At 27.1% G+C, this 24,135-nt stretch carries 31 protein-coding genes, 1 tRNA gene, 1 rRNA gene and 1 pseudogene; 11 read left to right on the top strand and 23 right to left on the bottom strand.

Annotated elements, in window-relative coordinates; all coding sequences use genetic code 11:
• Position 1: 1 nt before the first annotated feature.
• From AC5SLT_RS01035 to AC5SLT_RS01020, 4 genes are read right to left on the bottom strand one after another with little or no spacing between them, the layout of a single operon-like run.
• Positions 2–808 carry a TIGR00282 family metallophosphoesterase gene (locus AC5SLT_RS01035; RefSeq protein WP_271479850.1) on the bottom strand — a complete coding sequence of 269 codons (807 nt, stop codon included), beginning with the start codon at positions 806–808 and terminating at the stop codon, positions 2–4.
• A complete protein-coding gene (locus tag AC5SLT_RS01030; protein WP_494592120.1) occupies positions 805–1,353 on the bottom strand; it encodes a 5-formyltetrahydrofolate cyclo-ligase in 549 nt (182 codons plus the stop codon). The genes AC5SLT_RS01035 and AC5SLT_RS01030 overlap by 4 nt, the downstream gene beginning before the upstream one ends.
• 4 nt (positions 1,354–1,357) lie before the next feature.
• A complete protein-coding gene (locus AC5SLT_RS01025) occupies positions 1,358–1,804 on the bottom strand; it encodes a cell division protein ZapA (RefSeq protein WP_018413875.1) in 447 nt (148 codons plus the stop codon).
• On the bottom strand, positions 1,792–2,115 hold the full coding sequence (locus tag AC5SLT_RS01020) for a 5-formyltetrahydrofolate cyclo-ligase (protein ID WP_494577046.1): 324 nt from the start codon (positions 2,113–2,115) through the stop codon (positions 1,792–1,794). The genes AC5SLT_RS01025 and AC5SLT_RS01020 overlap by 13 nt, the downstream gene beginning before the upstream one ends.
• A gap of 53 nt (positions 2,116–2,168) precedes the next feature.
• Here AC5SLT_RS01020 and tkt point away from each other — a divergent pair, with 53 nt between their 5' ends.
• From tkt to AC5SLT_RS00965, 11 genes are all read left to right on the top strand, one after another.
• The gene (gene tkt, locus AC5SLT_RS01015) at positions 2,169–4,127 is read left to right on the top strand and encodes a transketolase (protein ID WP_494592118.1); all 1,959 of its coding nucleotides are present in this window, start codon (positions 2,169–2,171) and stop codon (positions 4,125–4,127) included.
• Between the two features lie 2 nt (positions 4,128–4,129).
• Positions 4,130–5,137 (top strand): type I glyceraldehyde-3-phosphate dehydrogenase, encoded by a 1,008-nt coding sequence (gap, locus tag AC5SLT_RS01010; protein ID WP_494592116.1) that lies wholly within the window; start codon positions 4,130–4,132, stop codon positions 5,135–5,137.
• A complete protein-coding gene (locus AC5SLT_RS01005) occupies positions 5,137–6,315 on the top strand; it encodes a phosphoglycerate kinase (protein ID WP_494592115.1) in 1,179 nt (392 codons plus the stop codon). The genes gap and AC5SLT_RS01005 overlap by 1 nt, the downstream gene beginning before the upstream one ends.
• Before the next feature lies 1 nt (position 6,316).
• A complete protein-coding gene (locus tag AC5SLT_RS01000) occupies positions 6,317–7,327 on the top strand; it encodes a class I fructose-bisphosphate aldolase (RefSeq protein WP_494592113.1) in 1,011 nt (336 codons plus the stop codon).
• Entirely contained in the window at positions 7,314–7,937 is a 624-nt protein-coding gene (thiE, locus tag AC5SLT_RS00995; protein WP_494592111.1) for a thiamine phosphate synthase, read from the top strand. Before AC5SLT_RS01000 ends, thiE begins: the two co-directional genes overlap by 14 nt.
• On the top strand, positions 7,934–8,494 hold the full coding sequence (efp, locus tag AC5SLT_RS00990; protein ID WP_018413868.1) for an elongation factor P: 561 nt from the start codon (positions 7,934–7,936) through the stop codon (positions 8,492–8,494). Before thiE ends, efp begins: the two co-directional genes overlap by 4 nt.
• Positions 8,495–8,499: 5 nt before the next feature.
• Complete coding sequence (locus AC5SLT_RS00985; RefSeq protein ID WP_020169132.1) at positions 8,500–9,240, top strand: inositol monophosphatase family protein; 741 nt, start codon at positions 8,500–8,502, stop codon at positions 9,238–9,240.
• A gap of 35 nt (positions 9,241–9,275) precedes the next feature.
• On the top strand, positions 9,276–9,506 hold the full coding sequence (gene rpmE / locus AC5SLT_RS00980) for a 50S ribosomal protein L31 (protein WP_006997324.1): 231 nt from the start codon (positions 9,276–9,278) through the stop codon (positions 9,504–9,506).
• Positions 9,507–10,094 (top strand): DUF1013 domain-containing protein, encoded by a 588-nt coding sequence (locus AC5SLT_RS00975; RefSeq protein WP_271625934.1) that lies wholly within the window; start codon positions 9,507–9,509, stop codon positions 10,092–10,094.
• A gap of 54 nt (positions 10,095–10,148) precedes the next feature.
• Positions 10,149–10,343, top strand: a complete 195-nt coding sequence (rpsU, locus tag AC5SLT_RS00970) for a 30S ribosomal protein S21 (protein WP_006997326.1) — start codon at positions 10,149–10,151, stop codon at positions 10,341–10,343.
• Positions 10,344–10,349: 6 nt separating this feature from the next.
• Positions 10,350–10,426 (top strand) — tRNA-Met (locus AC5SLT_RS00965).
• A gap of 18 nt (positions 10,427–10,444) precedes the next feature.
• Here the strand turns inward: AC5SLT_RS00965 and AC5SLT_RS00960 are convergent.
• From AC5SLT_RS00960 to AC5SLT_RS00870, 19 genes and pseudogenes are all read right to left on the bottom strand, one after another.
• The gene (locus AC5SLT_RS00960) at positions 10,445–11,143 is read right to left on the bottom strand and encodes a transaldolase family protein (protein ID WP_494592109.1); all 699 of its coding nucleotides are present in this window, start codon (positions 11,141–11,143) and stop codon (positions 10,445–10,447) included.
• 6 nt (positions 11,144–11,149) lie between these two features.
• Positions 11,150–12,544: an NAD(P)(+) transhydrogenase (Re/Si-specific) subunit beta gene (locus AC5SLT_RS00955; RefSeq protein ID WP_494592107.1), complete on the bottom strand. Its 1,395-nt coding sequence runs from the start codon at positions 12,542–12,544 to the stop codon at positions 11,150–11,152.
• 2 nt (positions 12,545–12,546) lie between these two features.
• Positions 12,547–12,855 carry a proton-translocating transhydrogenase family protein gene (locus tag AC5SLT_RS00950; RefSeq protein ID WP_494592105.1) on the bottom strand — a complete coding sequence of 103 codons (309 nt, stop codon included), beginning with the start codon at positions 12,853–12,855 and terminating at the stop codon, positions 12,547–12,549.
• Between the two features lie 4 nt (positions 12,856–12,859).
• Positions 12,860–13,948 (bottom strand): Re/Si-specific NAD(P)(+) transhydrogenase subunit alpha, encoded by a 1,089-nt coding sequence (locus AC5SLT_RS00945; RefSeq protein WP_494592103.1) that lies wholly within the window; start codon positions 13,946–13,948, stop codon positions 12,860–12,862.
• A 9-nt stretch (positions 13,949–13,957) separates the two neighbouring features.
• The gene (locus AC5SLT_RS00940) at positions 13,958–14,068 is read right to left on the bottom strand and encodes an aa3-type cytochrome c oxidase subunit IV (RefSeq protein ID WP_494592101.1); all 111 of its coding nucleotides are present in this window, start codon (positions 14,066–14,068) and stop codon (positions 13,958–13,960) included.
• 5 nt (positions 14,069–14,073) lie between these two features.
• Positions 14,074–14,199: a type B 50S ribosomal protein L36 gene (gene ykgO / locus AC5SLT_RS00935; protein WP_006997331.1), complete on the bottom strand. Its 126-nt coding sequence runs from the start codon at positions 14,197–14,199 to the stop codon at positions 14,074–14,076.
• Between the two features lie 14 nt (positions 14,200–14,213).
• Positions 14,214–14,328, bottom strand: a 5S ribosomal RNA gene (rrf, locus tag AC5SLT_RS00930).
• A gap of 53 nt (positions 14,329–14,381) precedes the next feature.
• Positions 14,382–15,265 (bottom strand): annotated as a pseudogene (locus tag AC5SLT_RS00925) (NAD-dependent epimerase/dehydratase family protein).
• Positions 15,262–16,206 carry a GDP-L-fucose synthase family protein gene (locus AC5SLT_RS00920; protein ID WP_494592099.1) on the bottom strand — a complete coding sequence of 315 codons (945 nt, stop codon included), beginning with the start codon at positions 16,204–16,206 and terminating at the stop codon, positions 15,262–15,264. Before AC5SLT_RS00920 ends, AC5SLT_RS00925 begins: the two are co-directional and overlap by 4 nt.
• A 5-nt stretch (positions 16,207–16,211) precedes the next feature.
• Positions 16,212–17,246 carry a GDP-mannose 4,6-dehydratase gene (gene gmd / locus AC5SLT_RS00915; RefSeq protein ID WP_494592097.1) on the bottom strand — a complete coding sequence of 345 codons (1,035 nt, stop codon included), beginning with the start codon at positions 17,244–17,246 and terminating at the stop codon, positions 16,212–16,214.
• Positions 17,236–18,060 carry an NAD-dependent epimerase/dehydratase family protein gene (locus AC5SLT_RS00910; protein WP_494592096.1) on the bottom strand — a complete coding sequence of 275 codons (825 nt, stop codon included), beginning with the start codon at positions 18,058–18,060 and terminating at the stop codon, positions 17,236–17,238. Before AC5SLT_RS00910 ends, gmd begins: the two co-directional genes overlap by 11 nt.
• 19 nt (positions 18,061–18,079) lie before the next feature.
• Positions 18,080–18,874 carry an NAD-dependent epimerase/dehydratase family protein gene (locus tag AC5SLT_RS00905; RefSeq protein ID WP_494592563.1) on the bottom strand — a complete coding sequence of 265 codons (795 nt, stop codon included), beginning with the start codon at positions 18,872–18,874 and terminating at the stop codon, positions 18,080–18,082.
• Between the two features lie 10 nt (positions 18,875–18,884).
• Positions 18,885–19,052 (bottom strand): NAD-dependent epimerase/dehydratase family protein, encoded by a 168-nt coding sequence (locus tag AC5SLT_RS00900; RefSeq protein ID WP_494592094.1) that lies wholly within the window; start codon positions 19,050–19,052, stop codon positions 18,885–18,887.
• Entirely contained in the window at positions 19,049–19,888 is an 840-nt protein-coding gene (locus AC5SLT_RS00895; RefSeq protein ID WP_494592092.1) for a glycosyltransferase family 2 protein, read from the bottom strand. The genes AC5SLT_RS00900 and AC5SLT_RS00895 overlap by 4 nt, the downstream gene beginning before the upstream one ends.
• Positions 19,889–19,890: 2 nt before the next feature.
• On the bottom strand, positions 19,891–20,844 hold the full coding sequence (locus AC5SLT_RS00890) for a GDP-mannose 4,6-dehydratase (protein WP_494592091.1): 954 nt from the start codon (positions 20,842–20,844) through the stop codon (positions 19,891–19,893).
• 1 nt (position 20,845) lies between these two features.
• A complete protein-coding gene (locus AC5SLT_RS00885; RefSeq protein ID WP_494592089.1) occupies positions 20,846–21,655 on the bottom strand; it encodes a glycosyltransferase family 2 protein in 810 nt (269 codons plus the stop codon).
• Positions 21,636–21,926 (bottom strand): FkbM family methyltransferase, encoded by a 291-nt coding sequence (locus tag AC5SLT_RS00880; protein WP_494592087.1) that lies wholly within the window; start codon positions 21,924–21,926, stop codon positions 21,636–21,638. The genes AC5SLT_RS00885 and AC5SLT_RS00880 overlap by 20 nt, the downstream gene beginning before the upstream one ends.
• Entirely contained in the window at positions 21,923–22,363 is a 441-nt protein-coding gene (locus AC5SLT_RS00875) for an FkbM family methyltransferase (protein WP_494592085.1), read from the bottom strand. Before AC5SLT_RS00875 ends, AC5SLT_RS00880 begins: the two co-directional genes overlap by 4 nt.
• On the bottom strand, positions 22,356–24,047 hold the full coding sequence (locus AC5SLT_RS00870; protein WP_494592084.1) for a DUF8201 family protein: 1,692 nt from the start codon (positions 24,045–24,047) through the stop codon (positions 22,356–22,358). The genes AC5SLT_RS00875 and AC5SLT_RS00870 overlap by 8 nt, the downstream gene beginning before the upstream one ends.
• Between the last annotated feature and the right edge of the window lie 88 nt (positions 24,048–24,135).

The raw sequence follows: 24,135 nt of genomic DNA, 5'->3' as shown, positions 1-24,135 counted from the left end.
ATTATTGAGAATTTTTTAATTCTCCTCCATGTATAAAATTTTTTACAGTTTTTGCTAACCCTGTTTCTACATCACATTCAACAATCACACCACACAAACTAGCTTCACCAATTGCTGGAAAGTGCTTTGTGGACTTTTTTTTTAAAAATCTATTAATTGAATTTTCTTTATTCATTCCAATAACTGAGTCATAATCACCACACATTCCTGCATCAGTTTGATAAGCAGTACCACCTTTTAATATTCTAGTATCATTTGTTGGAATATGCGTGTGAGTTCCAACAACCAATGTTGCTTTACCATCAAAAAAATGTCCCATAGCTGACTTTTCACTTGTTATTTCACCATGAAAATCGACTAATAAAAAATCATAATCCTCTTTAAGCTTATATTTTTTCATAAATTTTTCAGCTGCTTCAAATACATCTTCACATTTCTTCATAAAAACATTTCCCATCAAATTAAGCACCCCTACTCTCATCTCATTTTTAGCAGTAAATATTCCAAAGCCTTTTCCTGGAGATGGTTCAAATAAATTTTTAGGTCTTAGAAGTCGATTTTCTTTTTCAATATGAGACATTGTTTCTTTTTGATCCCATACATGATTACCCGTTGTAATAACATCTACACCACAGTTAAAAAAATCTTTACATATTTCCTCTGTAAGACCAACACCTGAGTCAGCTGCATTCTCACCATTAACAACTACAAAATCGATTTTTTCATCTTTAATTTTTGATAGTAAATTATTCAAAACCATTGACCGTCCTGAAATGCCAACTACATCACCTAAAAAGAGTATTTTCATTTTATAATATTTTTATTTGTTACAATATAATCTAATTTTTGATCATACATATTAGTTGGTACTTTATCAATTTCTTGAATTGAAAAAGCCAAACCTATCTTTATGATAATTTTTTTTTTTGATAATTTTTCAATTAATCTATCGTAGTATCCACCTCCATATCCAAGCCTATTTAAATTTTTATCAAATGCTACCAAGGGAATTAATAAAACGTCAGGGTATACTATATTTTTAGCTTCCGGTTCAGGTATTCCATATTTATTTATTTTTAAAGGCTCAGAAAATGACCATGAATAAAAATTCATTTGAAAGTTTTTCTTAATTATGGGCAAAGAAATATTAAATTTATTCTTTTTAAATTTTCTTAACAGTGTCAAGTCATCTATCTCAAAGTTTACCGGATAGTATCCACCTATAATAATCTGATTGGTTATCTTTTCTTTTTTAAGAATTTTTACAATTTGCTTAAAATTAAGCTGAATATTTTTTGTATTAAATTTTTTTCTTACTTTAAGAATTTTTTTTCTTAATTCAGATTTTAACACAAATCTACTGAATTGGATTTTCTAAATTTGCTTTTTCAACAAAATTTTCAATTTCATCTGCTGCAGCTTCGATTATTTTTTCATAATCTTCTTTATTTTTTTCTATTTCTTTTTTAAAACTTTCATGATCTTGTTGAAGTTCCTTCATCTCTTCTTCTTTTCTATCTCTGTAATCATAAACTAATGACTTCAATTCTCTAAATTTATTTGATAAATTCTGTAATTCAGTTTTTTTTTGTTCTACTTTTTTTTTAGTTTCAAAATATTCATCCATTATTTGAACTGAAGTGATCAATAAAAGTTTATTTTCTCCTATGTTTCCAAGGTCATTCTTTAAATTGCTAAATTTTTCATTAATATGAGTTAACAATTCTTCTAAATGCTCTTCCTGTCCATCATCACAAGATAGAAGAAACTCTTTGCCATTAAATTTAATATTTACATTTGCCATTTGTCTATTTCTTCTAATAAAGTATCTGTTTCTTGATTTAATTCATCTATTTTTTCTGAAAATTCTGTCTCTTTTTTTTGTTCTTCTATTTTTTGCTGGTTAATATTTTCTAATTTTTGATTAAGAGCTTTGTATTCACTTTCTAAATTTTGATATTTTTCTTCTATTTGTTTTTTTTCAATTTCTAATTGATTTTTTTGAATGTTTAAGTTTTCTAAATTAGACTTTAGCGTTGGGTTTTGTAAATTCAAACTCTTCAATTTATTAAGTGCAAAACTGAGCTTTTTTTCTTTTTCACTGTCTGTTTTCATATATATATATTTATATTATTAAATTGAGTCTTCTAAGTCTAGATAGGATATTTTTGAACAAATTACATAAAGATTTATCAAACGCAATAAGGTTTTTATCTATAGATGCTGTGCAAAAGGCAAATTCGGGTCATCCTGGAATGCCAATGGGTATGGCAGACGTAGCAACAGTTTTATTTAAAAGTTTTCTTAGATTTAATCCAAAAAATCCTAACTGGATAAATAGAGACAGATTTGTTTTATCTGCTGGTCATGGATCTATGCTTCTTTACTCTTTATTACATTTAACTGGGTACAAAAGTATTTCTTTGAATGATATTAAAAATTTTAGACAATTAAAATCTATTTGTGCGGGTCATCCTGAGTATCACCCTGGTACTGGTATTGAAACTACGACAGGTCCTCTTGGACAAGGAATTGCTAATTCAGTTGGTTTCGCTATTGCAGAGGAAATTTTGAAGCAAAAACTAGGTAAAGAAACAATAAACCATAAAACTTATGTTTTAGCTGGAGATGGATGTTTAATGGAAGGCATTAGCCATGAAGCAATGAGTTTAGCGGGACACTTAAAGTTAAAAAATCTAGTTATGCTTTTTGATAACAATTCAATATCTATTGATGGACCAACTAGCTTGGCGGTTTCAGATAATTTCAAGAAGAGATTTGAAAGTTATGGTTGGGATTACATACTAATCAATGGTCATAACGAAAGAGAAATTTTTTCAACATTAAAAAAAGTTCAAAATGCTAAAAGACCAACAGTTATTTCATGCAAAACAAAAATTGGTTATGGCTCACCTAATAAATCTGGTAAAGCCTCTTCGCACGGTAGCCCTATTGGCTTAGATGAAATCAAATTAGTTAGAAAAGTATTAGATTGGAAACACAAACCTTTTGAAATTCCTAAAAGTATTTTGAATGAGTGGAGAAAAATTGGTAATAAGGGTGCAAAACTTGATTCTGCATGGAGTAAAATTTACAAAAGAAAAAAAAATTTAGTAGATAAAGTTTTTAAAAATAATTTCTCTAAAGCTTTTAAAAGTGAAAAACAAAATTCTCTTAGAGAAAACAAAAGTCTAGCCTCAAGAAAAGCTTCTGAATTAACTCTTAATGCTCTTACGAGAGAAAATAATACGTTAATTGGTGGTTCAGCTGACTTAGCAGGATCTAATAACACTAAAACTAAACATCATAACGCTATTAATTCTGTTAATTTTAATGGTGATTATATTCACTATGGTGTTAGGGAGCACGCCATGGCAGGAATAATGAATGGTTTAGCACTTCATAGTAAATTTATTCCATATGGCGGAACCTTTTTAATATTTTCTGATTATTGTAAACCTTCCATTCGTTTATCTGCTTTGATGCAACAGCGAGTTATTTATGTAATGACCCACGACTCAATTGGTTTAGGGGAAGATGGACCCACACACCAACCTATAGAACAACTGTCTGGATTAAGATCTATTCCTAATTTAAATGTTTTTAGACCAGCAGACAGAATGGAAACTATCGAGTGTTGGGAACTAGCATTAAAAAATTTGAAGACACCAAGTGTGTTATCTTTAACCAGACAAAATCTTGAACCTATTAGAAAAAAATATTCAAATATAAATAAATGTTCTTTTGGAGCTTACGAGGTTTTAAGAACAAATAAAAAAATTAATTTAACAATATTTGCCAGTGGTTCTGAGGTTAATTTAGCAATTGAGACTAGCCATAAATTAGCCAAAGATAAAATTTATTCTAAAGTTATATCAGTACCATGCCAAGATATTTTTGATTTACAGTCAAAATCATATAAGAAAAAAATACTTAATGAAGCAAAATTTAAAATATCTATTGAAGCAGCTTCAACAGATTGCTGGAAAAAATATATTGGAACTGAGGGTTTAGCTTTTGGAATTGATACATTCGGTAAAAGTGCACCCTACAAAGAAATTTATAAATATTTTGGATTAACAGTTCAAAATATTTCACAAAAAGCAAAAAAACTAATAAAGAGTTAAATATGACAATAAAAGTTGGTATCAATGGAATGGGAAGAATTGGTAGAATGGTAATTAGAGCTATCATTGAAAGCCAAAATAAAAACATAAAAATCAAACACATCAATAACCGATCAAACTCTGAAGCCAGCTGTTCTTTAATCAAATACGATTCTATTCATGGTAAATTTAATGCAGATTTAGATTATGATGAAAAACATTTAATTATTAATAATAATAAAATAACATTTTCACAAGAATCTAATATTGAAGATATTAACTGGAAAAAATTTGATGTTGATTATGTTTTTGAATGTACTGGAAAATTTAATTCAAAAGAAAAATTATTAACTCATATAAAAAATGGGGCTAAAAAAGTTATAGTTTCAGCTCCATGCAAAAATGCTGATAAGACAATTGTCTATGGAGTAAATGAAAATATTTTGACAAAAGATGATCAAATTATTTCTGCGGCATCTTGTACAACTAACTGTCTTGCACCTGTGGCTAATATTTTAAATGAAACTTTTGAAATTGAAAAAGGGTTTATGACAACTATTCATGCTTTCACAAGTGACCAAAGAATTTTGGACAATTCTCATAAAGATCCTAGAAGAGCAAGATCTGCCAGTCAATCTATTGTGCCAACTTCTACGGGTGCTTCAAAAGCAATCGGTGAGATTATACCTTCATTAAAAGGAAAACTTGAAGGCATTGCAATGAGAGTGCCAACTCCTAATGTTTCCCTTATAGAACTAGTTTTTTGTACAAAAAAAGAGATGAGCAAAGAGACAATTAATGAGGCATTTACTATCGCCTCTAAAGAACAATCAAAGAAAGTTTTAGAAGTTACATTAGAAAAATTAGTTTCAATTGATTTTAATCATAATTCAGCTTCAGCAATTGTTGATTTGTCTTTGACTAATGTGGTTGGTAAAAATATGGGAAAAATTTCAGCGTGGTATGATAATGAATGGGGCTTTTCAAATAGAATGTGTGACATAGCAGAACATCTTCATCAAATTTCTTAATGAGAAATATTCAAGACGAGACTAATCTTAATCAAAAAAAAGTATTACTTAGGTTGGATTTAAATGTTCCATTAAATAATGGAAAAATTACTGACACCACTCGAATAGATAAAATTTTACCTATTATTAATTTTTTATTAAAAAGTGAAGCAAAGATAATTATACTATCTCATGTGGGTAGACCCAAGGGCAAAGTTGTAAGTGAACTCTCCCTTAAACCAATATGTGAAGACCTAAAAAATAAACTAAACCAAAATATAAAATTAGTTTCAAAAAATATAAAAGAAATTAACTCTACTGATTTATTTAATGAACATAATGAAAAAATTGTAATACTTGAAAATCTTAGATTTTATGAAGAAGAAGAAAAAAATGATAATAGTTTTGCAAAGCATTTAGCAAGTCTAGCTGATATTTATGTTAATGATGCTTTCTCATGTTCGCATAGAGCTCATGCTTCAATTTTTGAAATCACTAAATTTATTCCTTCATACGCTGGCCTTCAATTAAATTTAGAAATTGATGCACTAACTAAAATTACATCTGAAATTCAAAGACCTATAACATGCATTATAGGGGGGTCTAAAATATCTTCTAAAATTAATATCATTAAGAATTTAATTGCTAAATTTGATAATATTATAATAGTTGGTGGGATGGCTAATAATTTACTTAGATATAAAGGATACAAAATTGGAAAATCTATTCAAGAAGATAATTGTGATAAAATTATTGAAGAAATATTTTCTTTATCAAAAAAAGAAAACTGTAAGATAATTTACCCTGAAGATGTTGCTGTAGGGAAAAACTTAGATGGATCAGCTAAAATAAAGGAACTAAATAATATTTCTAAAGACGAGTTAATTTTAGATATTGGTCCCAAGACAATTAAAGCTATTAATTCATTAATTGAAGAAAGTAGTACTATCTTATGGAATGGGCCTGCAGGTTATTTTGAAAACCCTAATTTTGCTAAAGGAAGTATTGAAATAGCAAAAAAGATTATTGAAAAAAATAAGAGTAATACAATTTACTCAGTTGCAGGTGGTGGTGATACTGTTTCTCTTTTGAATGGTATTGGGGCAATTAATAATTTTAATTTTGTTTCAACTGCGGGTGGTGCTTTTTTAGAATATCTTGAAGGTAAAGAACTTCCTGGTATAAAGGCTCTTAATTAACATGTCGGAACTTAATAAAATTGCATTAAAAATACTATCTAATGGCAAAGGAATCCTTGCAGCAGACGAAAGCAATGGAACCATGACTAAAAGATTAGAGTCCGTTAATGTACCTTCCAACCCAGAAAATAGACTTTTATTTAGAGAAACTCTTTTCTCATCAAGTGGGATGAAAGATTTTATTGGTGGTGTTATTTTGTATGATGAAACTATCAACCAAACATCTAACTTGAAGCAGACTATTCCAGAATTAATTTCTAAGTCTGGAGCAGTTCCAGGAATTAAAGTTGATACAGGTGCAAAAATTTTGGCAGGCTCTAATGAAGAAAAAATTACAGAAGGTTTAGATTGCTTAAGAGAAAGACTACAAGACTATTACAAGCTTGGAGCAAGATTTACAAAGTGGAGAGGTGTTTATAATATTTCAGATAAATATCCAAGCAAACTATCCATGCACTCTAATGCTCATGCACTGGCAAGATATTCAGCTTTAGTCCAAGAATGTGGAATGGTTCCAATTGTAGAACCTGAAGTGTTAATGGATGGAGATCATTCTGCTGAAACTTGTTTTAATAAAACTTCTGAAGTTATTAAAAAATGCTTTGAAGAATTAATAATTAATAAAATAGATTTAAGTGGAGTAATTTTAAAGCCTAATATGATTTTAGCAGGAACTACTTCTGATAAAAAAATATCAAGTGAAGAAGTTGCAAAACTTACCCTAAAGTGCTTAAGAGAAAATGTACCAACTGACGTACCAGGAATTGCTTTTTTATCTGGTGGACAAACAGAAATAGAAGCAACAGAGAATTTAAACCTAATCAATAAACATAATGACACAAATTTTATTATGACTTATTCATATGGTAGAGCCTTACAACAAAGTGCACTTAAATTTTGGTCAAAAGACATTAATAATACTAGTGGCACTCAAAAAGTCTTCAACCATAGAGCAAATATGTGCACACTCGCAGCTCAAGGCAAATGGTCAAAAGAACTTGAAGCAGAATAAAATAAATAAGAAATTTGTTTATCTAATTTCTCCAAATAAAATAACTGATATAAATTTTTACAATGATTTAGCTCTTGTATTAAGTTCAAAAAAAATAAGTTTTTTTCAACTAAGGCTTAAAAAAGAAACAAATTTAAATAAACTAATTATTGGAAAAAAAATTAAGAAAATTTGTAATAAGTACAAAGTTAAATTTTTAATCAACGACGACCCTCTACTTGCTAAAAAACTAAATGCAGACGGTTGTCATTTAGGTCAAAAAGATATGGACTTAATAAAAGCTAGAAAAATATTAAAGAACAAAATTATTGGTGTGACCTGTCATAATTCTATTAATCTAGCAAAGAGAGCTATTAATGATGGTGCTGATTATTTAGCTTTTGGTGCATTTTATGCAACTAAAACAAAAACAGTTAAACATAGGGCTAGTTTAACTATATTAAAATTTATAAAAAAAATAACCTCCTTACCAATTGTGGCTATTGGAGGTATAAAGCTTAGTAATTATAAAAAACTTTTATTGAATAAAGCTAACTTTTTGGCTATTTCAGGCTACATTTGGAATAATAAAAAATACAAACCATTAGAAGCTATTAGAAAATTAAAATGAAATTATACGCAAGTGAAATTAGAGTTGGAATGTTAATTGAATATAAGAATGATCTTTGGCAAGTTTTAAAGACACAACATGTTAAGCCTGGAAAAGGTGGTGCCTTTGCTCAAGTTGAAATGAAAAGTGTGAATAAAAATACAAAATTAAATGAAAGATTTAGATCAAGTGAGTCTGTTGAAAAAGCTTCATTAGATGAAACAAAATTTAATTATCTTTATAGCGATGAAACTGATTATTATTTCATGGACCCAAAATCTTATGAACAAATAAATATTAAAAAAGAAACAATTGGAGAAAAAGGTAAAATGTTAACTGAAAACTTAGAAGTCAGTATAAGTTTTTATAACGAAAAACCTTTAACTGTTGAATTGCCTAATCAAGTAACGTGCACAGTTGATACAACTGATGTTGCTTTAAAGGGGCAAACAGTTTCTTCTTCTTACAAACCCGCAACTTTAGATAATGGAGTGAATATTCAAGTCCCTCCATTTATTGAAAGCGGAGATAAGATCATAGTTGATACGAGAACTATGGAATATGTCAAAAAAATATAAATCATATGCAATCAATATCAGCCAATCTAAATGTCATGATAAAGGCTGCAGAAAAAGCGTCTAGAGCTTTAATTAGAGATTTTGGAGAAATAGAAAAACTACAAGTTTCAATCAAAGGACCTACTGATTTCGTTTCAAATGCTGATTTAAAAGCTGAGAAAATAATTATAGAAGAATTAAAAAAAGCAAGACCCTACTATTCTATTATTAGTGAAGAAGATGGTTCTGAAACTAATAAAGATAAAGAACACACGTGGATAATAGATCCTATAGATGGCACTACTAATTTTTTACATGGTGTACCTCACTTTGCAATTTCAATTGCTTTAAAATCTGGTGATGAAATAGTCTCAGGTTTAATTTATGACCCAATAAAAGATGAGATGTTTTATGCTGAAAAAGAAAGTGGAGCGTTTTTTAATAATCAAAGAATTAGAGTATCCAAAAAAAGAGAGCTTAATAGCTGTTTGTTTGCAACAGGCGGCATAACTAAAAATGAAGTTGATTTGCCTTTAAGAAAATCTGGAAGTGCAGCACTTGATATTGCCTATGTTGCAGCTGGTAGGTATGATGGTTATTTTCAAAATGATTTAAATTTGTGGGATATAGCTGCTGGCATAATATTGGTAAAAGAAGCAGGAGGCTTAATTAATGAAATTGACCTCTCACAAAATAAAAATATCAAAATAAGAGCTTCTAGTATGGCAATTAATGATAAAATGCTTGAAAAATTAAAGAACTTTTAATTGTTTTATAAAATTCTTTTGCTATAAGTCTCGATATGAAAAAAGACATACACCCAGACTACCACACAATTAAAGTAGAAATGACTGATGGAACTCAATTTGAGACAAGATCAACTTGGGGAAAAGAAGGAGAGGTTTTAAAATTAGAAATCGATCCAAAATCTCATGCTGCTTGGACAGGTGGAAAACAAAAATTAATGGATAAGGGTCGTGTGAGCAAATTCAATAAAAAATTCCAAAATTTCAGATCAGAAAAGAAAGATTAAATGTCAAATGTACCATTAATGCCAATGGCAACAGCTGTTTGGTTAGTAGAAAATACAACACTTACTTTCAAACAAATTTCAAAATTTTGTAATTTACATGAAGTTGAAGTGCAAGGTATCGCTGATGGTGAAGTTGCAAAAGGAATAATGGCTTACAACCCCATTATATCAGGTCAACTTACAAGAGAAGAAATTGAGCTAGCTTCAAAAGATGAAAATAAAGAATTACAGATAAAAAATACTGATATTGAAATTTCAACTGAAGATAAAAAAATTAAAAAATACATTCCTTTATCTAAAAGACAAGACAAACCAGATTCAGCTTTATGGTTAATCAAACATCATTCATTACTAAAAGACTCACAAATAGCAAAGCTAGTTGGAATAACAAAAGCTTCTGTTACTGCAATTAAAAATAAAAGTTATTGGAATTATAATAATTTGAACCCTAAAGACCCTGTAGCATTAGGGCTGTTTTCTCAAAAGGATCTAATTGAGGCGATTGAAAAAGCTGAAAGAAGAATAAAAAGAGAAAAAAAGGAAAAAGAGAAAGCAAAACTAACAAGAGAAGTTTCGAACATTGATTAATTTTAATAGACACCAAAATTATATAATGGTACTTAAACATTCTAAAAAAAATTTATGAAAATAGAAGTCAAAGATAATAACATTGAACAAGCTCTTAGAGTTCTTAAAAGAAAATTACAAAGAGATGGTTTTTTTAAAGTAGTAAAATTAAAAAGTGTTTATGAAAAACCTTCTGAAAAGAAAAAAAGAATTTTACAAGAAAATATTAAAAGAGTTAAAAAGCTTAATAAACTTAAGAATAGAATTTAAATATACCGCGGGGTGGAGCAGTCTGGTAGCTCGTCAGGCTCATAACCTGAAGGTCGGCGGTTCAAATCCGTCCCCCGCAACCAATCCTCTCGGCAAATTAATTAAATTTTAAACCTAGATTTTTTACTATCAACTAAAAATGCTTTAACAGTTTCTTTTGTTAGTTGATCAAATGTTTTTCCAAAATTTTCTATTTTTTCAATAGTTGTTGGTGGAATAGTAATAATATGACAACCCAATTGTTTTGCTTGTAAGTAATTATAGGGCTCTCTAACACTCGCCCAAAGTATCTCTACATTTTTAAATTTTTTTGCGATTGATATACTTTTTTTAAATTCTGGAACTGGATCCTTACCAGTATCCGCTGCTCTACCAGCAAATATTGAAATTATAATTCTAGTCTTCTTATTAATTAATTTTAGAATTTTTTCTGTTTGCTTTGCACTATAAACTGCTGTGATATTAAGCTTAATATCTAAATTGTTAAGCTCTTTAATAATTTTACCCATAAAAATACCTTTAGAATTAGCAACTGGTATTTTTACATAAACATTCTTTCCCCAAGTATTAATTTGAAGAGCTTGTTTTTTCATCTCTTTGTATTCGTCAGCAAACACCTCTAGTGAGACTGGTTTATTGTTGCAAATTTTTAATATTTTCTTTGAATAGGATTTGTAATCTTTTGCTCCAGCTTTTCTCATTAAGCTAGGATTGGTTGTAAAGCCTTTTACAATTTTTTTTTTATTAAACTTTTTTATTTGATCTAATTCTGCAATGTCACAAAATATTTTTGTTGTCATTAATTTTTAGAGGTTTTTAGTTATATCCTCAGTCATTTTTTTTGCATCTGCAAATAACATTAGTGTGTTATCTTTATAAAACAATTCATTATCAATTCCAGCATATCCAGGAGATAAACTTCTCTTTACAAATAATACAGATTTACATTTTTCAACATCTAATACAGGCATTCCATAAATTGGGCTTTGAGGGTCAGTTTTTGCAACTGGATTTGTTACATCATTTGCCCCAATTACAAATGCAACATCTGCATTAGCAAAATCATTATTAATTTCTTCAAGTTCAAAAACCTCATCATAAGGAACATTTGCCTCAGCTAACAATACATTCATATGTCCCGGCATTCTTCCCGCTACAGGATGAATTGCATAAGTCACTTTAATATCATTTTTCTTTAAGGTGTCTACCATCTCTCTTAGTGCGTGTTGTGCTTGAGCTACAGCCATTCCATAACCTGGAACAATTATAACAGATGATGCATTTTTCATTAAGAAAGCTGCATCTTCAGCATTACCACTCTTAACAGGTTTTTGTTCTTTATTTCCAGATAATGCGGATTGTTCTGTTGCACCAAATCCTCCTAGGATTACATTAAAGAAAGAACGGTTCATACCTTTGCACATTATGTAAGATAAAATTGCTCCTGAAGATCCAACGAGAGCCCCTGTTATAATCAATGCAGTATTTTCTAAAGTAAAACCAATTCCTGCAGCAGCCCAACCAGAGTATGAATTTAACATAGATATTACTACTGGCATGTCTGCCCCACCAATAGGGATAATTAATAAAAATCCTATTAAAAATGAAACAGCTATTAATATCCAAAAGAAATTAGAGGACTGGGATGAGCATAACAAGTAAGTTAAAATTATTATTGAGATTAACAATAAGGCATTAACAAAATGCTGCCCTTTAAAAGTAATTGGTGAACCTGACATTATTCCTTGAAGTTTTAAAAAAGCAATTATTGAACCTGAAAATGTTATGGCACCAACTGCGGCTCCAATTGACATTTCAATTAAGCTTGCAAGTTTAATAGCACCTACTGATCCTAGATTAAATGCCTCCGGATTTAAGAAAGCTGAAATCGCAACAAAAACTGCTGATAGTCCAACTAAGCTATGAAATCCTGCTACAAGTTCTGGCATAGCGGTCATTGGTATCTTATAAGCGATGAATGCCCCTATCAGTCCTCCAACCAGTAAAAAAATTAGTACATAAATTAGTCCACTAGAAAAACTTCCAACTGATAAAAAGGTAACAGTAATAGCTATCACCATTCCTAAAATTCCAAAAAAATTACCCTGTCTTGAAGTTTCTGGCGATGAAAGACCTCTTAATGCCAATATAAATAAAACTCCTGATGCTAAATAAAATATTGCTGATAAATTTGCTGACATAGTTATTTATCTTTCTTTTTCTTTTTATACATTTGAAGCATTCTTTGAGTAACCAAAAATCCTCCAAATATATTAATGGCAGCAAGAGATATTGCTAAAAAACCAAGAATATTTGAGATTGTGAAAATATTGTCTGTACTTCCGGCCAAGCCTGCAATTATAGCACCAACAATAATTACTGATGATATTGCGTTAGTAACTGACATCAACGGTGTGTGCAAAGACGGAGTTACACTCCACACAACATAATAACCAATAAAAATTGACAAAATAAATATGCTTAATCTAAATATAAAAGGGTCTATTTCCATAATTCTATTTTATTAAAGTTTTTTCAATTATTTCATCTTCTAAATTAATATTAATTCTTTTATTTTCTTTATCATACAAATTAGACACAAAATTGAATACATTTTTTGAATAAAGATTTGAAGCTGAAACGGGAAGCTTATTTAAAATATTTGTTTCACCCATAATTTTTACTCCATTTTTAACTACAATTTTATCAACTTCAGTAAACTCAGCATTACCACCTTGAATAGCAGCTAAATCATAAATAACAGAGCCTGATTGCATATTATCAATCATGGAGCCTTTAATGATTAATGGAGCTTTTTTGCCTGGAATTAAAGCAGTACATATTACAATATCAATTTTCTTTAAAGTTTCAGCTAAAAGATCTTCTTGTTTTTTTTTAAATTCTTCAGACGCTTCTTTTGCATAACCCCCTTCTGTCTCTAAATTTTCAGATCCTTCAACGGTTAAAAATTTTCCACCTAAACTTTCAACTTGCTCTTTTGAAGCCATTCTTACATCTGTTGCAAAAACTATTGCACCCATTCTTTTTGCGGTTGCGATTGCTTGTAGACCAGCAACTCCTGCGCCAACCACTAACACTTTTGCTGCTGGGATGGTACCTGCTGCTGTCATCATCATGGGTATTGCTTTTTGAAAATTTGCAAACGACTCTATTACTGCTTTGTAACCAGCAAGATTAGCCTGTGAGGACAAGATATCCATTGATTGGGCTCTAGTAATTCTTGGTAACATTTCTAAAGAAAAAACATTAACATTTTTTTTAGACAAATTTTCTATTTTTTCTTTATTAGCATAAGGGTTAAAAACTCCGATAAGTGTCTGATTTTCTTTTAAATTTGAGAGATTTTCATCAGATAATAAATTTAACTGTGTAATAATATCAGCCTTATTTAATATTTCTGTTTCATTTGTAGAAATTTCAACACCCAAATCTTTGTACTCACTATCTTTGAAACCTAAGTGTTCGCCATACTTAGTAATCAAAGAAATTTCAAGACCAAGAGCTAAATATTTTTTTGCAATCTCAGGAGTAATTGCAATTCTTTTCTCAATTTTTTGATTTTCTAAAACTGAAGCGATTCTCATAAAAGAATCTTATAGCAAGAATACTGCCATTAAAACTAAAACACCTATAACAGCGACAGTTCCCCACAAGACAAATTTTGTGAAGTTATTCCAGGTACTTTTATGGTCTTGATTATCCATAAAAATTACTTCTGTCTTGCTTTAAACTTTGGGTTTGTTTTATTAATAATATAAACTCTGCCTCTTCTTCTAACTAATTTAGAATTAAGGTCTCTCTTTTTTAATGATTTTAACGAGCTTTTAATTTTCATAATATTTTTTTTATAGCCGGCAATGTCCTACTCTTCCGTGTCTTAAGACAAAGTACCATTGGCGCTGAAGGGCTTGACTTCCGAGTTCGGAATGGGATCGGGTATTACCCCTTCGCAATAATCACCGGCGAGAGAGTTATACCTAAAATAAATATATTGTAAACAAAGAATTATTGTCTTTTTTATGAGTTTTTAATTAAATTTTCTACGTAATCTTTAAGATTAATTTTGCCAAATATTTTATAAACTTTATTTGATAAATTCATATTTGTTAAAGCTGAAGCGTACCTTTCTCCTGGTCTAGAAGGAAGAAACTTAATTTTACTATTAAACATTTTTGCAACCTCAGTAATAGTATAACTTTTTTTATGAGATATACTATAATGTCTAGACTTATTTTTTCTCCATGCATAATAACAAGCTTCAACCGTGTCAAGGATATGAGTAAATCTTCTAGATTGAGTTCCAGGCTTTACTATTGTTAATGGTATTTTTTTTTTAAATTGATCTTCAAATATTCCAATTACAGTAGCCATGGAACCTTTGCTTATTTGTCCTTGTCCATAAACATTATAAAAATAAATTACTTCAAATTTAAAATTAAACCAATTTTTTAAATTTTCAAGTAATTCTATATTTTTAGATTTAGTAAATGCGTAAGGAGATAAATTTTTATCAACTCCTTTATTTCCAATGCTAGCTGATGTTGCTGAATATATGAGTTTTATTTTGTTGGAAAGACAAAAATTAAATACCTCATTTGAACCAATTGTATTTGAGTCAATACATTCACTCATTTTTAAAAAACTTTGATATATTCGTGAAAATTCACCAAAATGAAAAATGGTTTTTATTTGATATTTTTTTTTTTTAATATTTGGTTAATATTTTTTGTATTCCCTTTAATATAAGTAACTCTTCGATTATTAAAATGATTTTTTTTCTTTCCAGTAGAATAATCATCTATACTAATAATCTTAAATTTTGTTTTTTTTAATAGTAATGAAATTAAGTTTGAGCCAACAAATCCAGCACCTCCAGTTACAACTATTAAATTTTTCTTCATTTAATAAAATTTTTCCTCAAGAACAAATTATATGTTTGAATTATTGAATCTTTAAAATTTGATTTTGCTTTCCATCCATATTTTTTAGCCAATGAGACATCTAATAATTTTCTTGGTGTACCATTTGGCTTTAATTTTTCATATTTAATTAAAACTTTTTTTTCAGGGATTAAAATTTTTAAAATTTGTTTTGCGTAATATTCAATAGAAAAATCTTTTCCTGTTCCAATATTAATTAAATGATGTGCAGTTTTTTTCTTCATAAAATATAGGCATGCATCTGCCAGGTCATCAACATAAATGAGTTCTCTTTTTGCTTTTCCATTTCCCCATAAAAAAAGATATTTTGATTTTTTTTCTTTAATTAAATGTACTTTTCTTATTAGTGAAGGCAAAAAGTGCGAGTTAAGTGGATCATAATTATCATTTGGTCCATAAGTGTTTGTTGGCATTAAACATTTATAATTTGTTTTATATTGTTCGTTATAACTTTGGCACATTTTAATGCCTGCTATTTTAGCAACAGCGTATGCATCATTAGTCTTTTCTAATGGACCAGAAAGTAGATATTCTTCTTTTATAGGCTGCTTACACTGCCTGGGGTAAACACAACTTGACCCTAAAAAGATTAAGTTTTTAATGCCACAAAGGTATGCTGAATGTATTAAATTTGTCTGAATTGATAGGTTTTCTTGGATGAATTCAGCTTTATAATTGTTGTTTGAGTAAATTCCTCCAACTTTTGCTGCTGCAATAAAAATAAAATCTGGTTTCTCCCTTTTTAAAAAAAGGAGTACTTTAGATTGGTTTGTCAAATCTAAATTTTTTCTATCAACAACTAGAATATTTTTATAACGTTTTTGAATTAGTTTTTTTAAAATAGCACTTCCAACCAGTCCCCGATGGCCTGCTATATAAATTTTTGAATTACTATTTATCATGATAGTTAATTTTTTAATTCAAAATCAACCATTTCCTTGACTAATATTTTGATTGAAGTTTTTGGTCTCCAATTTAATAATTTTTTTGCTTTTTTAGGATTACCTAAAAGAGTATCTACTTCTAATGGTCTAAAATACGCTTTATCACATTCTATAATACAATTTCCTTGTTGATCATAACACTTGGTACGAATTCCTTTTCCCCTCCAATAACATTTCATATTAAGTTCTTTTAAAACTAAATCGACAAATTGTTTTACTGAGTATTGTTTCCCAGTTGCAATCACAAAATCATCTGGTTTTTTTTTTTGTAGCATTTTCCACATTGCTTCAACATAATCCTTTGCGTGACCCCAATCTCTTTTGGCACTAAGATTTCCTAAAAATAATTTCTTTTGTTTTTTTAATTTAATTTTACATAATCCTGTAACAATTTTTTTTGTGACAAATGTTTCACCTCTCACAGGACTTTCATGGTTAAACAAAATTCCATTACAGGCAAAAATATTATATGCCTCCCTATAATTTACTGTAATCCAATGCGCATATACTTTTGCAACCCCATATGGGCTTCTAGGGTAAAATGGTGTTTTTTCAGTTTGAGGCACTTCCTGTACTTTTCCAAACATTTCAGAGGTTCCTGCTTGGTAGAATTTAGTTTTTTTTTCTAAATTATGAAATCTTATTGCCTCTAAAATTCTTAGAGCTCCTACTGCATCAGCATTCGCGGTATATTCAGGGACTTCAAACGAAACCGCTACATGGGATTGAGCGGCTAAATTATAAATTTCATCAGGTTCAATTTTTTTTATCAACGCAGACACTGAAATTGCATCAGTTAAATCTCCATAGTGTAAAATAAATTTTCTTCCTCGATCGTGGGGGTCTTGGTAAAGATGGTCAATTCTTCCAGTGTTAAATGAAGAGGACCTTCTTTTCACACCATGCACAATATAGTTTTTATTCAATAATAGTTCGGCTAGATAAGACCCATCTTGACCTGTAATTCCAAAGATTAATGCTACTTTTTTATTTTTCATTAAATATTTTTTTACTAATAACCATACATTCTATTTTTAAAATCTTAAGAGTTAAATTGAACTTAATTTTTCTTTTTAGTTTATTAATATTTAAATAAAAAGACTCCTTGTTGTTATTATTTTTGTTAATTTTTAAAGTTTTAATCTTAAATGGTTTAATATTATAATAGTTCAACCACTTCAATATATAGTCTAAATAAACTTTTTTTCCAAAAGAAGCATTATATATCCCTTCGGCTTTATTAACTATAAGCTTATCAATTATTTTTACAAAAAATTTAATTGGTAAAAAATCTTTGTATATGTGTGGGTTTCTAAAAATTATGCCGTTTCTAGCATTTTTGATAAAAATATCTATAAATGTATTATGTAATTTTCTACTAGATTTGTTTGAGTCATATCCAATAATATTTCCAAGTCTTAAAATTAATAATCTTTTATTCAAGATAGACGTAACCATATTTTCTGAAATTAATTTATTTTTTGAGTAGTGGCAAATTGGTTGCAGTTTGTCAGTTTCTTTAATGTTGCTCTTTGGATAATAAACTTTTCTTGTACTTAAAAATAAATATCTACAATTAAGATCTTTAATCTTCAATGCTATGTTATAATCGTGATCAAATTTAATATTATATTTTTTTTTAATAAAAGTTAAATTTGAGCTACAGTTTATTATAAAAGAAAATTTTTTAAAAAAATTATCTTTTTTTTTTATAAGATCTTCATAATTAATCAAAATTGTATGGTGTTTTGATTGTTTGTTTATCGACCTTGCAATGAAACTTTTTTTTCCGACAATCAATATTTTACTCATTAAATTTTTAAATACAGAATTAAGTTATTTTATGAATTTCATTTTCTATATACCATTTAACAGTTTTGGACAAAGATTTATCAAAATTACTAAATTTAAAGTTTTTTAAGTGTTTCTTAATATTATTATTATTACCATGGGTAATATCCACTTCAATTTTTTTGAGAGCTTTTGAGTAAATTGGAATATATTTAAATTTTGAATTAAATTTGTTTATTTTTTTAATAACTTCAATAATCTTGATTGGATTATTTGAACAAATATTAAATATAGAAAAGTTTTTTTTAAGTTTTACATTTTGTAGTTTAGTTAGAATGCTGGTAACATCATCTATGTAAGTAAAATCTCTAAAATGTTCCCCATTTTCATTTAAATAAAACTTATTTTTTGATAAATTAGCTTTTATGTATTTAAATATCAACATATCAGGTCTTCCCCATTCACCAAAAACAGTAAAAAATCTTAGACCAACAGTTTTTATGTTATAAATTTTACTGAAAGTTTCAGCACAAATTTCATCAATTTTCTTGGAGAGACCATAAAAATTTTTTGTTTTTAATTCAAAATTTTCTTTAATTGGAAATTTTTTTTGATCCCCATAAACAGAACTTGATGAAGCAAAAAAAAATTTTTTTACTTTTTTCTCTTTCGCAAAATTAATGATATTAAAAAAGGCTTTTATATTATCATTAAAATATTTTTTAGGTTCTCTAACGGTAAACCTAACTCCTGCTTGTGCTGCAAAATGATAAATAATATCTATTTTTGGAATTGATTTTAATTTTTTTAGATTTTGATTATTTTTAAGGTCAATTTTAATAAATTTAAAATTTTTTTTTTTTTAAACTATCAATTCTTAATTTTTTTACTTCTAAAGAGTAATATGTATTTAAGTTATCCAGACCATAAATGGTCGTTTTTTTATTTTTTAAAAGCTTAGTGCATAACTTTGAACCTATAAAACCAGCAGCACCTGTAACTAAAATTTTCAAGATTTTACTATTTTTTTAAAATGTTTAATTATTTTATACATAAATATCATAATTAATAATATGAAGTTTTGTTTATTATTATATCTTATTAACATTTCTTCTTTAAAAAGCTTTCTATAATTTATCGTACTTGAAAATCCACCTCGGCGAAAGATACCAGTAATTTCTTTTTTTTTTGTGGCTAACCCATTCATTTTTTTATGAACAATTAGTCTATAAAAATAATCATAGTCTGCGTGGTATTTATATTTTAAGTCGTATAACCCAACTTTTTGAGCAGAAGTTCTTTTAATAAAAAATCCAGTTGAATGACTTGAATAAAAACCCCAACTATAAAAAATTTTTTTTGGTTTATATCCATATAGGACTCCCCAGTGTTTTCTTACACTTCCAAATATAAAGTCAAATTCAGGCTTTTTTTTGATATAACTTGAGATAATTTTTAATGAATTTTTAGTATATGTGTCATCTGAGTTTATTATTCCTATAAAATTTCCCCTACATAAAGACATGCCTTTATTAAATGCATCATAAATTCCTTTGTCTTTCTCACTAACCCAGTAATCAATTTTATTATTATACTTTTTAATTATTTCTAATGTTTTATCAGTTGACCCACCATCGACTATTATATATTCAAAATTTTTATACGATTGCTTTAGAACACTTAAAATTGTTTCTTCAAGGTACTTTTGATTATTATATACAACTGTTATAATTGAAAATAAAGGATTCTTATTTTTAGTATTTTTTTTTCTTAATCTGGTTCCACCTTCATAAAAAAAATTTTTTTTTAATCGAACTATTTTGTCAAAAAATATTAGCTTAGCTGTCATCTTTAATCTAATTTATCATTTAATAAATTATTAACGATGTCCATAGCAGTATATTTTGGATTCCAATTCAGCACCTTTTTTATTTTACTATTGTCGGCTATTCTTGTTCTGTTATCAAACTTTCTAAGTAAAGAATTATTGGTTTTAGTATATTTTAACCAGTCTAAACCGTGGTGGTCAAAAACTTGTTTGATTAAGGTTTTTAGTTTCAAAGTTCTTCCTGTTGCAATTACAAAATCTTCAACTTTTTTTTTATTTAAAATTTTATGAATTAATTTAACATACTCTGGTGCCCAACCCCAATCTCTACTAATTTTTATATCTCCCAAATATAGTTTTTGAGTTTTTTTATTTTTAATATTTTTTGCAGTTTCAATTATTTTTTTTAAAACAAAATCTTTATTTCTTAGAATAGACTCATGGTGAAACATTATGCCAGAGCAAACTTTAAGATTAAATTTTTCTCTAAAAAATTTTACAATTTCAAAGGAAATTAGTTTACTTAATCCATAAATACTATTAGGAGACATTTGACTATTTTCATTCATAGCGTAATTAGATTTTTTAAAAACTTCACAAGACGATGAATTAAAGAATTTAATTTTTTTATTATTTTTTAATATGATATCTATTATATTATAAACTGGGATTACATTACTATAGAGAGTTTCAATAACAGAATTATTTGATATTTTTGGAATATTTTGTCCAGAAAAAAAATATATTTCACTTATTTTGTATTTTTTAATCACTTTTTCTAACTTGATATAGTTATTATAGTCAAAATATTTAATAATTATTTTATTATGAATAGACAATAACTTGTGGTTTTTTAAAACTTTTTTTCTTCTTGATACTCCAATTATATTATAATTTTTTTTTTCAATTAAGTATCTTGATAGATAAGACCCATCTTGCCCTGTTACACCTAATATTAAAATATTTTTTTTTTTCATCTTAATTGTTATTTTTTTTTATTAACATGTTTATAACTTTGGTTATAATCTTATCTAAAGTTAAACGATTTTTAATATTCAACTTATTTGCAACATATTCAAAATAATCGTGGGCTTCGGCTCTTCTTAACCACCAATCATTGCTAATTTTTTTAAATTTAGACGATGCTGAGTTATCTCTTATTCTGTAATATGTTAAATAATTTTCAATTATATTCAATTTTTTATATTTTAGAAATGCGTAAGTGGCTATTCTAAAATCTAGCCATATATTCGGATATTTCTTTATATTAGAAATTCTAAATATATTCTTAGCAAAATTTCTTCGAACTGAAATACAACTCTGAGGACTAAATCTTGGCCAGCTTGAAAAAATAAATGATTTTTGTTTAAATTTTTTTTTAAATTTTTTTTTTCCTATAAGATTTATTGGCAGATCAAATAATAGATTAAGCTTTGTATTCTCTTGATATAAAATCATAATATCTTGAATCTTATTTTTTAAAAAAAAATCATCGCTATCAAGAAAAAATATTATATCTCCTTTTGATTTTTTGTAACCCAAACTATAAGCTTTAATTTGATTAAAACTTCCAACACTAGTTTTAGATTTTGTTTTTATAACTTTAATATTTTTAAATTTTTTTATAGTTTTTAATGAACTGTCATTTGATTGATCATCTACAAAAATTATTTCAATATTTTTATATTTTTGAATTTTAATAGAATTGATACATTCATTTATATATTTATTATTATTATAATTTGCTATAATTACAGAAGCTAAATTGTTATTTTTTTTTAAGTTCATAAATATATTCAAAAGTTTTCCTAAATTTCATTTTTATCTTAAACACCATTTCAAAATTGTGATAAGTCAATAATTTATTTATATCTGAAAATTTATAATCTTTTTTTAACATTAGATCATAATGATGCTCAAAGTAAATAAGCTCTATATCTTTAAATTGGTTATCTGCAATTCCCTTAAGAATTTTGTATTCAAAACCTTCAGTGTCTATTTTAAGTATATCAATTTTTTTGATATTATTTTCTTCTATAAATTTAGATAAAGTGCTCACTTCTGCTTCGATATCTTCTGAAAAAAATTTGTTTGAAAATAAATTAAATATTTTTTTTTTCTTAAATAATAATTACTTTTACTATCTATTTGACTAAATGTTGATGAGGAGGTATCTAAAAAAGTCTTTAATGATCTAGTTTCTATTTTGCTTCCTAGTCCATAATTAAATAAAAATACATTTTTATAATTCATCATCTTTATTTTATTTTTTAATCTCTCGTATATTTTTCTATTTGGTTCAAAACAAAATATTTGTTCAATATTAAAACTTTTAAGAAAAATTTCTAGAGTTTCACCCTTATGTGCACCAACATCAAAAACAACAATTTTTTTATTCAATGTTTTATTTTTTAAAAATTTTATTATTAAATTTTTATTAGATTTATCCACAATACTAATTAGTAATTCTAAAAATTTTAGATATAAATTACTCATCTTTTCTAAATACGATATTAAAACCTAATTTTTTATAACTATCTAAATTTCTATTATATGAACATGGTGTTTTAGAATCCCAACAAGACCCACCCAATGGAGAATAAATTTTAAAATTTTTATTAGTATGTGTAATTTCAGATTGGATTTTTTCAACATAAAATAGTGGAGATTGTTGAATATCATATTTATAAAAATCAATTTCTTTATTTAACCTAACAATGTTTCTTCCATTAAATGTAAGAAATATTATGAAAATCATTAAATTTGTAGTTAAAAATATTTTTGAATTTTTATATGTGTGAGAGCCTAAATATCCACTTATAAAAGTAAAAAAAGGTAAGCTGATTAATACAAAACCACCATAGCGCATTGCTGGATGTTTAATAAACCACACGGTTAAAAAAAATATAATAATTAAGTATATATCGAATGTTTTATATTTTCTTTTCTTTCTTTTTTTTATTTTTAAAAAAAATGAAGAAAAAATTAAGCAAATTGCAAGAATTCCCAACAAGGTGTCTGAAACTTTATTAAAAAAATGTCTATCAATCCAATTCTTTACCCAATTAAAATCTTTAATGTATTCTTCTTTTTTAAGTTTAGATTTATAATTTGGACCTCCTCCTGCTTTAGCCCACCACTCATAATGAATATTCATTTTTTTTACTTCATTGTGTGGTATGTGCCAAATTACTTTTGTGGTGCAGGTGCTTTTTGCTGGATAAAGCAAACATCCTGTACTTAAAAAATTTACTAACAAAATTGAAGTTCCAGCAAAAAATAAAATTAACAAAAATTTATATTTAATAGAAAGGAAATAATATTTAAAATCCTTTAATCCATAAAGTGCAACAGGAATTAAAACTAAATATAAAATATAAATAGCTTTTAAGCTGGCAGTAAAGATTATGATTAACATCATTAAATAAATTAAGTCTTTTTTAGCTTTTTTTTCTAAATTTAAAAATTTTATTTCAAATAAAAAGATAAATATTAAAAGTAATAGTATTTGTGCAGATCTATCAGTTCCATGTTCACCAATTCTATAAAAAATAATGTTTGCAAAAGCTAATGACAATAGAGAAAAAAAATAAACAAAATTTAAATCTTTCTCCTTAGCAAAATAGATTATTTTTGAAATTAACATCGAATTAACAAATATTAATATAATTAAGGGGCCAGAATGAAATAAATAATATTTAATAAAAGGCATATATAAAATAGAGTGATAATAAAAAATTGAAGAAAATGTTCTAAAACCATGACTAAAGTTTCCAGTGCCAACAATAAATTTGTTTTCAGTAAGATTTAATGAGTATGTTAGATGATAATATGAAAAATCATCATGATTTTTAAAAATATAAAGTGCACTAATCAATAATAAAAAAATTATAAAAAGTTCTTTGAGTTCATCTATTTTTAAAGTTTTCTTTTTTAGATATATCAAAAATGAAGCACATCCAATTAAATGGATTATTGAATTATGTAAAAAACCATGTTTAAAAAAAAATGATGTTATAATGGATATAAATGTTATAAAAAAAAAACCAATTAAACCTTGATAGCCTATATTAAATTTTAAAAAATTATTATTAAAATAATTGGAAAACATATAGCCATAACCAATCGTAGAAATAATAAAAAAAATTAAATAGAGTGGAAATATTAAATGATTACTCATAAAATATAAATATAACTAATAATAAATATATCTATTAAAAAATGTCGATGTATCCTAAGAAAAAAAAAAACTGAATATCAAATAATTT

It is taken from the genome of Candidatus Pelagibacter sp. PS_11, assembly GCF_059417975.1.
Note: the sequence above shows the minus strand (reverse complement) of the source record. Positions and strands in the feature narration are given on the sequence as shown.